Genomic DNA, 9,381 nt, shown 5'->3' with positions numbered 1-9,381 from the left:
GACCTGGGCGGCCGTCCGCACGCCGGACAGGGTGTCCGCCCGCTCGAGGTCGTCGCGCACCGAGCGCTCGAGACCGCTCAGCTGGGCCTCGGCGCGGGCGAGCAGGGCCGTCATCGCCTCGACGCCGGCGAGCAGGGCCTCCGCGTGGTGCTCCGGGGCGTCGGCGGCGCGGTCGGCGGCCTCGCGCAGCGGTCGCACCTGCCGCTCTGAGGCGAGGCCGGCGAGGACCGAGACGTCGGCACGGGCGCGCTGCAGCCGCTCCGGGAGGGGCGGGGGAGCGGAGGTCACCCCGCGATCGTACGGCCCGCGTGTTACGGACCGTGTCGCCTCCGCTCGACCGTGCTCGACGAGGTGCGCAGGATGGACGGCATGACCCGCTCGCTCGCCATCGTGGAGGTCGCCCGGACGCGGCCCGGACGCGACGAGTACCACGCGTACGTCCAGATCCTGAACGGCCGCCTCCTGACCCTCGCCCGCGAGCTGGGCTGGGACGCGCAGCGCTACGCCGCCGAGGACCTCGGCGCCGCCCGGCTGCTCGCCGAGACCGACGGCGCCGACGCGATCGTGCTGGCCGGTGGCGAGGACATCGCGCCCGAGCGCTACGGAGCCGCCCGCGGCTACCCCGGCGAGGGCCCGCACGCCGAGCGCGCCGACGACGCGCAGATCGCCCTCGTGCACCGCGCCCTCGCCCGCCGCACGCCGCTCCTGGGCATCTGCCGCGGCCTGCAGGTCGTCAACGTCGCCCTCGGCGGAACGCTCGTCCCCGACCTGGGCCCCGGCGCCGCGCACGTGAACGCCGCGGCCCCCGCGCACGAGCGGATGCACAGCCACCCCGTGGAGCTCGCCGCCGCCTCGACGCTGGCCGGGCTCTTCGGCGCAGAGGTCCTGGCTGTGCAGAGCGCGCACCACCAGGCCGTCGACCGGCTCGCGCCCGGACTCGAGATCGTGGCGCGCGCCGACGACGGGGTCGTCGAGGCGATCGAGCACCGCAGCGCCCCGATCGTCGCCGTGCAGTGGCACCCCGAGGATCCTCAGGCCCCCGCGGGACAGCTCGCGGTGCTGCTCGAGGGCCTCGCGCTCGCGACCGCTCAGGGCGCGTTCGCGGCTCCGGCGCTCGCCGCCTGAGCGGCGCGGCGCCTCAGCGGGCCAGCCGCGCCATCCAGGCCTCGATCTCGTCGGCCGAGCGCGGGATCCCGGCCGACAGGTTCTCGACTCCGTCCTCGGTGACCAGCACGTCGTCCTCGATCCGCACGCCGATGCCGCGCAGCTCCGCGGGCACCGTGAGGTCGTCGGGCTGGAAGTAGAGGCCGGGCTCGATCGTGAACACCATGCCGGCCTCGATCACTCCGTCGAGGTACATCTTGCGCCGGGCCTTCGCGCAGTCGTGCACGTCGAGGCCGAGGTGGTGGCTCGTGCCGTGCACCATGTAGCGGCGGTGCTGCTGGTTGTCGGCCTCGAGCGCCTCCTCGGCGCTGACGGGGAGGAGCCCCCACTCCGCGGTGCGGCGGGCGATCACGGCCATGGCGGCCGCGTGCACCTCGCGGAAGCGGATGCCGGGGCGGACGATCGAGAACGCGGCGTCGGCCGCCTCCCGCACCGTCTCGTGGACCCGGCGCTGCGCCTCGGTGTAGACGCCGTCGACCGGGAACGTGCGGGTGATGTCGGCGGTGTAGTAGCTCTCCTGCTCGCGCCCGCGTCCAGCAGGACGAGCTCGCCGGGGCGCACGGGCCCGTCGTTGCGCGTCCAGTGCAGGATGCAGGCGTGCGGACCGGCGGCGGCGATCGTGTCGTAGCCGACCGCGTTGCCGTCGGCGCGCGCGCGGCCGTTGAACACGCCCTCGATCAGGCGCTCGCCGCGCTCGTGGGCGACGATGCGCGGCAGATCGGCGAGCACGTCCTCGAAGCCTCGGGCGGTCGCGTCGACGGCGGCGCGCAGCTCGGCGATCTCGTAGGAGTCCTTCACGAGGCGCAGCTCGCTGAGGTCGCGCTCGAGGGCGGCGTCGGAGTCGTCCGAGGTGCGGTGCGCGAGCCGCTCGGCGACCAGCGGGTCGGCCTCGCGCAGAAGGGCGACGGGCACGTCGTCCTGCGCGTCCAGGACCGCGTCCAGCTCGTCGATGCCGCGGGCCTCGAGTCCGAGGTCGGCCGAGACCTGGGCGAGGGAGGGCCGCGGGCCGATCCAGAACTCGCCGATCTCGGGGTTCGCGTAGAACTCGTCGGAGTCGCGGCCGGCGCGCTCGCGGAAGTACAGCACCGCGGTGTGGCCCGCCTCGGCGGGCTCGAGCACCAGGACGGCGCCCGGCTCGGAGTCGGCGCCCCAGCCGGTCAGCCACGTGAACGCGGAGTGCGCGCGGAACGGGTAGTCGGTGTCGTTCGCCCGCTGCTTGAGCCGGCCCGCGGGGATCACGACGCGCTCGCCGGTGCGCAGCGCCGAGAGGCGCTCGCGCCGGGCGGCGGCGAAGGAGGCCTGCTCGCGCGCGGCGGGCAGCGGCTCGTCCCGCTCGGCCCAGCCGGAGGCGATGAAGTCGCGGAAGCGGTCGGAGGCGGGGGTCGTCGAGCGGTTCGCGGTCGCGCGCGGGGTGGGCGCGGCGGCGGGGTCGGGCGTCGGGGTGGTCTGCTCGTCCGTGTTCGTCATGCCCCCATTCTCCTCCTCGTCCGGGGGAGGGGTCAGGACGTCTCCTTGACCAGACCGCGCACCGAGAGCTGGGCGAGGACCGGCCGGTGGTCGCTCCCCGCGTCGTCCTGGTCGTCGACGACGACGTAGCCCGAGACCTCCCAGCGCCCGGAGAAGAGGACGTGGTCGATCGGAGCACCGAGCCGCGGCGGGAGCGAGGCGGGCCAGGTCCCGAGAGCGGCGCCGCCGGCGAGCGAGCCGGCGTCGGTGCAGCCGCCGAGATCGGCCGTGCCGGGCAGGCCGGACCAGTGGTCGAGGGTCGAGTTGAGGTCGCCGACCACGACCACGTCCTCCTCGGTGCTGCAGAGCGCGGCGAGACGGGAGAGATCGCTGCGCCAGTCGGCCATCAGTGCGGGGATCGGGGGAGCGGCGTGCACGGCGGCGATCACCGGGCGCTCGGGGGTGTCCGGCCGGACCACGAGCGAGGCGAGGGTGCCGGTGGGGGTGCTCTCGGGATCGACGGAGTAGGCGCCCAGCGACGGCGCGAGCAGCAGCGCCGTGCCGGCCGTGCTCCCGATCCCCGCCGCGTAGTGCAGGGTCATCGGGCGTCCGGCGGCTCCGAGAGCCGCGGCGATCTCCTGCGCGGGACCCTCCGACACCTCCACGAGGCTCAGGGCGTCGACCTCGCTGCCGGTGGCCAGTGCGACCACGGTGTCGACCGGCACCGAGTCGAGGGTGTTCCAGGTCAGGACCCGCAGGTCCGCGAGGCGGTGGGCGCGGGGCGGCGAGGAGTCGTCGCCCCGGACGGCCTGGAGACCGCCCAGGACCACGGCGAACGCGACCCCGAGCCCCGCGAGCACGAGCGCGAGCCGGCGCACCGGGCGCACGAGCACCGCCACGACGACGAGGACGACGGCCACCGCCACGGCGCCGAGCGCCGTGCCGAGCCGGAACGAGACGAGCTGGGCGAAGGGCGCCTCGCGCGCCAGGCCGAAGAACCCCGGCGCGGTCGCCACGAGCAGGACGATCGCCACCGCCGCGGCCACCGCGGTCTTCACCAGTCTCGTCCCCATCCCGGTCAGGGTAGGGCATCCTCCCGGCCTGGGCCGCAGGACGCGCGTCTACGATGGGGGGCATGCATGTCGCGGGAGGCGGGTTCGACCTCCACACCCACTCCCTCGTCTCCGACGGCACCGAGCCGCCCGAGGTGCTCGTGCGAGCGGCGGCCGAGGCGGGCCTGGCCGGAGTGGCTCTCACCGACCACGACTCGACCGGCGGCTGGTCCGCCGCGATCGACGCGGCCCGCGATTGCGGCATCGAGCTGGTCCCCGGCATGGAGCTCTCCTCGCGCGTGGGCTGGGCGAGCGTGCACGTGCTCGCGTACCTCGTCGATCCGGAGGATCCGGGGCTCCTCGCCGAGACCGCGCGGATCCGGTCGGAGCGCAGGCACCGCGCCGAGGCGATCGTGACCGCGATCTCGGCCGACTACGACCTCACCTGGGACGACGTCCTCGCGCAGACCCGCCCCGGATCCACGATCGGACGCCCGCACATCGCCGACGCCCTCGTCGCCCGCGGCCTCGCCACCGACCGCTCGGCGGCCTTCGCGGGGATCCTCGACTGGCGCGGCGGCTACTACCGGCCGCACTACGCCCCGGACCCGGTCGATGCGGTCCGCCTCGTCCGCGCCGCGGGCGGCGTGCCGGTGATCGCGCACCCGGCGACCAGCACGCGCGGCATCGTCGTCGAGTCGATGCTGCCCGACCTCGTCGACGCGGGGCTGTTCGGCCTCGAGGTCGAGCACCGCGAGAACACGCCGGGCGGCAGGACGCGGCTGCGCGAGCTGGCCGAGCGCTACGGACTGGTCACGACCGGCTCGAGCGACTACCACGGCACGGGCAAGCCGAACCGGCTCGGCGAGAACACGACTCCGTGGGCGACGGTCGACGCGATCCGCGCCTCCGCTCGGGACTGACGCCGACGCTCACCCCGGGGTGAACGCACGAGCCCCCTCGCGCGATCGCTCGCGGAGGGGGCCGGTGAGGTGCTGCGTCAGACCTGCGCGTCGGGGCGCGGGCTGCGGCGGCGCTGGCGGGTCCGGCGACGCGGCTCGCTGTTGCCGTCGTGGTGCTCCTTGCTCTCGCTCGACGGCGCCGGGCCGGTCTGGGGCGCGGCGGCCTCGGACTGCTCGCCTCCGCCACGGGTGCGGCGACGGGGCTCGCGGCCCTCGCGGGGCTCGCGCTGACGGGTGCTGCGCTCGGGCTGCGCGTCGGCCTTCGCCTCGGCGGGGATCGGGGTCGGCTTCAGCCGGCCCTTCGTGCCCACGGGGATGTCGAGGTCGGTGTAGAGGTGCGGCGACGAGGAGTAGGTCTCGACCGGGTCGGGCTGGCCGAACTCGAGCGCGCGGTTGATGAGGGCCCACTTGTGCAGGTCCTCCCAGTCGACGAACGTGACGGCGATGCCGGTCTTGCCCGCGCGGCCGGTGCGGCCGACGCGGTGCAGGTAGGTCTGGTCGTCGTCCGGGATCGTGTGGTTGATCACGTGGGTGACGTCGTTCACGTCGATGCCGCGGGCGGCGACGTCGGTGGCGATCAGGATGTCCTTCTTGCCGGCCTTGAACGCCGCCATCGCCCGCTCGCGCTGCTCCTGGTTGAGGTCGCCGTGCACGGCGCGGCGTTGAAGCCGCGGTCGTTCAGCTCCTCGACGATGCGGGCCGCGGCGCGCTTGGTGCGGGTGAAGATGACGGTCTTGCCGCGCCCCTCCGACTGCAGGATGCGCGCGATGACCTCGTCCTTGTCGAGCGAGTGCGCCCGGTAGACGATGTGCTTGATGTTCGCCTGCGTGATGCCCTCGTCGGGGTCGGTCGCGCGGATGTGGATCGGCTTGTTCATGAAGCGGCGCGCGAGCGCGACGATCGCGCCGGGCATCGTCGCCGAGAACAGCATGGTGTGGCGCGTCTGCGGGGTCTGGGCGAACAGCTTCTCGATGTCCGAGAGGAAGCCGAGGTCGAGCATCTTGTCGGCCTCGTCGAGCACCATCACCTGGACGTTCGCGAGCGACAGCAGGCGCTGACCGGCGAGGTCGAGCAGCCGGCCCGGGGTTCCGACGACGATCTGCGCGCCGGCCTTGAGCTGCTCGATCTGACCCTCGTACGCCTTGCCGCCGTAGATCGAGACGATCTTGGTGGGGCGGTTCGAGGCGGCGAGCTCGATGTCCTCGGTCACCTGGACGGCGAGCTCGCGCGTCGGGACCACGATGAGCGCCTTGACGCCCGGCTCCGGGTCGGTGCCCAGCGCCTGGATGAGGGGGAGGCCGAAGCCGAAGGTCTTGCCGGTGCCGGTCTTGGCCTGGCCGATGATGTCCTGCTTCTGCAGGGCCAGGGGGATCGTCTGCTCCTGGATGGGGAACGGCTCGAGGATGCCCTTGGAGGCGAGTGCGGCGACGATGTCGTCGTCGATGTTGAGATCGGAGAAAGTCACGGGAGTGAAGCGCCTGTCGTGTCGAACGGTCTACGCCCCTGTACGACTCCGGGCGCAGGGTCACCGATCCAGCGCCGGTGACATCCCGGCGAGTCTACCGCCACGCTCGTTCCGCGGCCCCGAAGGCGGCGGCGGGGCGCACCGCCCGCGCTCTAAGCTGGGCGAATGGCAGCCTGGTTCCGACGCCGACGTCCCTCCGGAGAGGCCCCTCGTCTGACGCCGCGGGGCGAGTCCGCCAAGCGCGACCGCGTCGACCTGGCGGACCTGACCCCGGAGGTGCTGCCCTACCTCGGGCAGGTCGCCTACCTGCAGCTCGCGATCTTCGAGGCGCTCGCCCGGGCGGTCGCCGACACCGACGACCTCGCCGACAAGGAGGCGATCTCGGCCGCGGCCGGCACGGCTCTCTCGAAGCACCACGCCGTGGTCGCCGAGCTGCGCCGGCGCGAGGTGGAGCCGGGCGAGGCGATGGCGCCATTCCGCCCGGCGATCGACACCTTCGAGCGGCTGACCCGCGGAGCGGACCTGCACGAGACGCTCCTCTCGGCGTACATCACGGCCGGGCTGCTCGACGACTTCTTCATCCGGCTGACCGGCGGACTGCCCAGCGACGTGGGCCCGCGGATCGCGCAGACCCTGGGCGCGGACACCGGCATCGACGGGCTGATCACCATCCTGCGCCGCGAGATCGCCGCCGACGAGCGCCTCGGCTCCCGCCTGGCGGTCTGGGGCCGCCGCCTGGTGGGCGACACGCTGCTCGTCGCGCGGTCGGCGCTGATGGGGTCCGGCAACCACGACTCGGACGAGTCGCGCATCGAGCCGGTGTTCACCGAGCTGATCGCCTCGCACACCCGGCGGATGGACGCGCTCGGGCTGACCGCCTGAGCCGCCGGTCTCACTCCGCCGAGAAGCCGGGGACGTCGGCGAGCGTCGCGATCGTCCGCCGCCGGCCCCACTCGACGTGGGCGTGAGCCACGGAGGACGCCAGGCCCGCGTCCCCCGCGGCGACCACCTCCGCGAGCCGCACGTGCTCGTCGTGGCGCACGCCCGGCTCCGCCTGGATGTTCGCGATGTTGAGGCGGTTGCTCCGCTCGTCCAGCGGGCCCATGGTCGAGATCAGCAGGCGGTTGCCGGCGATCGCCTCGATCGCGCCGTGGATGCGGCCGCTCTCGGAGTGGAAGCGCGCGAGATCGCCCTCGGCGAGAGCCGTGCTCGCGTCGGTCACGACGCGACGAGCGCCGAGGCGTCGGCGCCGCGCGACACCGCCTCGGCGGCCTTGCGCGCCACGAGCGGCTCGAGGGCCGAGCGGATGTCGTAGAGCTCGTCGACGTCGCGTCGGGTCACGATCGTCACCACGGCGGTGCTCCGGGGGCGCACGGTGACGAGGCCGGCCAGCTCGAGCCAGGGGAGGGCCTCGCGGATCGGGACGCGCGAGACGGCGAGCTCGGCGGCGAGATCGCGCTCCCGGATCGGCTCGCCGGCGGGGAGCCTGCCGTCGAGGATCCTGCGGCGCAACTCCTCGTAGACGGTCTGCGACATCGTCTTCGCCGGGCTCTTCTCGACCATCGCGTCTCCTCGGGTCTACCTGTGCGGGTGGGGCCAGGGTAGCGGGCGCCGTGATCGCCAGCCGTAACAGCGATTTCACGCGGGCGAAACATGCGGGCGGGAGCACGACCGTAGCGTTGCCGTCGTGCTTCGGTATACCGAGCGCCTCCCTGACTCCGTTCGAAAGGATCCGCCCATGAGCACCGTCACGAACCCTCCGCCCTCGACGACGATGGGGGACCGCATCGAAGCCGCCTACTCGCGCATCGGAGTCACGAGCGCTCACGTGGGCATCGTCGCGATGATCCTGTTCGGCGTGTTCTTCGACGCGATCGAGCAGAACACGGTCGGAGTCGCCGGGCCGGTGCTGGCGGCCGACTGGGGTCTGGCCGGTGCGCAGCTCGGCCTGCTCAACACCGCGACCTTCACCGCCGTCGCTCTCGGCCGGGTCCTCGCGGGTGTCGTGATGGACAGGGTCGGCCGGCGCACGCTCCTGGGCGCGAACCTGATGATCTTCGCGGTCGGCAGCCTTCTCTGCGCCCTCGCGCCGAGCTACGAGATCCTCGTCGCGGCGCGCTTCCTGGTCGGCCTGGGGCTCGGCGGCGAGATCGCGACCGCCGTGATCATGCTCGCCGAGTTCTTCTCGGCCAAGCACCGCGGCACGGCGGTCGGCCTCATCAACGTCGCGGCGGCCGGGCTGGGCAACATGCTGGCGCCGCTGTTCGGCGTCATCGTCTTCACGGTGTTCACGGGCGACGACCGCTGGCGCTGGCTCTTCGGCCTCCTGGTGATCCCCGCCCTCGCCGTGGTGGTCTACCGCCGAGCACTGCCCGAGACGCCGCGCTACCTCGCGGCCCGCGGACGCGTCGCGGAGGCGAACACCGTCGTCAACCGTCTCGCCCAGGGGCGGCTGCACCGGCCGCTGACCGAGGAGGTCGACTACCTCGCGCGGCCGAGACCGCGCCGATCGCCGCCGCGGCGACTCCGCGCTGGACCGAGCTCTTCGGCCGGCGCCACCGCCGCACGACGATCGCCCTCGGGGTCGCGGTGTGCATGTCGTACGCCGCGCAGATCTCGATGCTCACCCTCATCCCGCTGATCCTCACGTCCCGCGGCTTCGACATCACGAGTGCCCTCTGGTATACCCTCGTCATGCAATCGGGCTCTCTGGTCGGGGCGCTCGTCGCGGCCCTCGCCGCCCGCCGCCTGCCCCGCAAGCTCACGCTCACGGTCGCCGCGATCCTCGGAGTCGGAGCGGGCCTGGGCTTCGGGTTCCTCGGCACGACCGTCGCGCTCGTGCTGATGTTCGGCTTCCTCTTCAACTTCTCGGTGATCGTGCTCAACACCACCATCTGGCTGTTCGCCCCGGAGCAGTACCCGACCCGGATCCGCGGGCTCGGCACCTCCGTCATCCTCGCGCTCGGGTCGCTCTCGGGAGGCCTGTTCCCCCTCCTGGCGGGCGCGGTGCTGGACGCCTCCGGCGTCGGCGGCATGTTCGCCCTGCTCGCGGGCCTCTTCGCGATCTGCGCGATCGCGGTGCAGTTCCCCCGCGAGACGGTCGGCCGCCCGATGGCGGAGGACTGAGCGCCGTGCGCACCTTCGTCGTCCTGAACCCCAACACCTCCGCTGCCACCACCGGACTGCTCGTCGGCATCGCCCGGGACGCGGTGCGCGGCCGGGACGTGCGGATCGTGGGGGAGACGGCGGCGAGGGGCCCGCGGATCATCACCGACCCGGCCGCGCTCGCGGC

At 73.6% G+C, this 9,381-nt stretch carries 7 protein-coding genes and 4 pseudogenes; 5 read left to right on the top strand and 6 right to left on the bottom strand.

What is annotated here, in order from left to right; genetic code table 11:
* On the bottom strand, positions 1 to 288 hold a 288-nt coding region (locus B0T42_RS18060), incomplete at its 3' end, for a hypothetical protein (protein ID WP_139344577.1).
* Between the two features lie 81 nt (positions 289 to 369).
* Between B0T42_RS18060 and B0T42_RS18055 the strand changes: the two genes are divergently transcribed.
* Positions 370 to 1,125: a gamma-glutamyl-gamma-aminobutyrate hydrolase family protein gene (locus B0T42_RS18055; RefSeq protein ID WP_077224381.1), complete on the top strand. Its 756-nt coding sequence runs from the start codon at positions 370 to 372 to the stop codon at positions 1,123 to 1,125.
* A 13-nt stretch (positions 1,126 to 1,138) separates the two neighbouring features.
* Here the strand turns inward: B0T42_RS18055 and B0T42_RS18050 are convergent.
* Both B0T42_RS18050 and B0T42_RS18045 read right to left on the bottom strand, forming a co-directional pair.
* Positions 1,139 to 2,631 (bottom strand): annotated as a pseudogene (locus B0T42_RS18050) (aminopeptidase P family protein).
* A gap of 32 nt (positions 2,632 to 2,663) precedes the next feature.
* Positions 2,664 to 3,683, bottom strand: coding sequence for an endonuclease/exonuclease/phosphatase family protein (locus B0T42_RS18045; protein ID WP_077224380.1), 1,020 nt, complete (start codon positions 3,681 to 3,683; stop codon positions 2,664 to 2,666).
* 62 nt (positions 3,684 to 3,745) lie between these two features.
* On the opposite strand from B0T42_RS18045, the gene B0T42_RS18040 reads away from it, so the two are divergent.
* A complete protein-coding gene (locus B0T42_RS18040) occupies positions 3,746 to 4,585 on the top strand; it encodes a PHP domain-containing protein (protein WP_077224379.1) in 840 nt (279 codons plus the stop codon).
* Between the two features lie 77 nt (positions 4,586 to 4,662).
* On the opposite strand, the pseudogene B0T42_RS18035 reads toward B0T42_RS18040, so the two are convergent.
* Positions 4,663 to 6,089: pseudogene (locus B0T42_RS18035) on the bottom strand (DEAD/DEAH box helicase).
* Positions 6,090 to 6,254: 165 nt separating this feature from the next.
* Between B0T42_RS18035 and B0T42_RS18030 the strand changes: the two are divergent.
* Positions 6,255 to 6,971 (top strand): ferritin-like fold-containing protein, encoded by a 717-nt coding sequence (locus B0T42_RS18030; RefSeq protein WP_077224378.1) that lies wholly within the window; start codon positions 6,255 to 6,257, stop codon positions 6,969 to 6,971.
* A 10-nt stretch (positions 6,972 to 6,981) separates the two neighbouring features.
* On the opposite strand, the gene B0T42_RS21715 is transcribed toward B0T42_RS18030, so the two are convergent.
* Both B0T42_RS21715 and B0T42_RS21710 read right to left on the bottom strand, forming a co-directional pair.
* Positions 6,982 to 7,491: an FCD domain-containing protein gene (locus tag B0T42_RS21715; RefSeq protein WP_236720398.1), complete on the bottom strand. Its 510-nt coding sequence runs from the start codon at positions 7,489 to 7,491 to the stop codon at positions 6,982 to 6,984.
* Positions 7,449 to 7,625, bottom strand: a pseudogene (locus tag B0T42_RS21710) (GntR family transcriptional regulator); the annotation flags it as partial. The pseudogene B0T42_RS21710 and the gene B0T42_RS21715, both read right to left, overlap by 43 nt.
* Positions 7,626 to 7,827: 202 nt before the next feature.
* Here B0T42_RS21710 and B0T42_RS22085 point away from each other — a divergent pair.
* A pseudogene (locus B0T42_RS22085) lies at positions 7,828 to 8,478 on the top strand (MFS transporter); the annotation flags it as partial.
* Positions 8,394 to 9,215, top strand: coding sequence for an MFS transporter (locus tag B0T42_RS22080; RefSeq protein ID WP_342418282.1), 822 nt, complete (start codon positions 8,394 to 8,396; stop codon positions 9,213 to 9,215). The pseudogene B0T42_RS22085 and the gene B0T42_RS22080, both read left to right, overlap by 85 nt.
* Positions 9,216 to 9,381 lie beyond the last annotated feature (166 nt).

It is taken from the genome of Rathayibacter rhapontici (genome assembly GCF_001995175.1).
In the GTDB taxonomy this organism is placed as follows: domain Bacteria; phylum Actinomycetota; class Actinomycetes; order Actinomycetales; family Microbacteriaceae; genus Rathayibacter.
The sequence above is the reverse complement of the archived record's forward strand: the minus strand, read 5'-3'. Positions and strand labels throughout refer to the sequence as shown.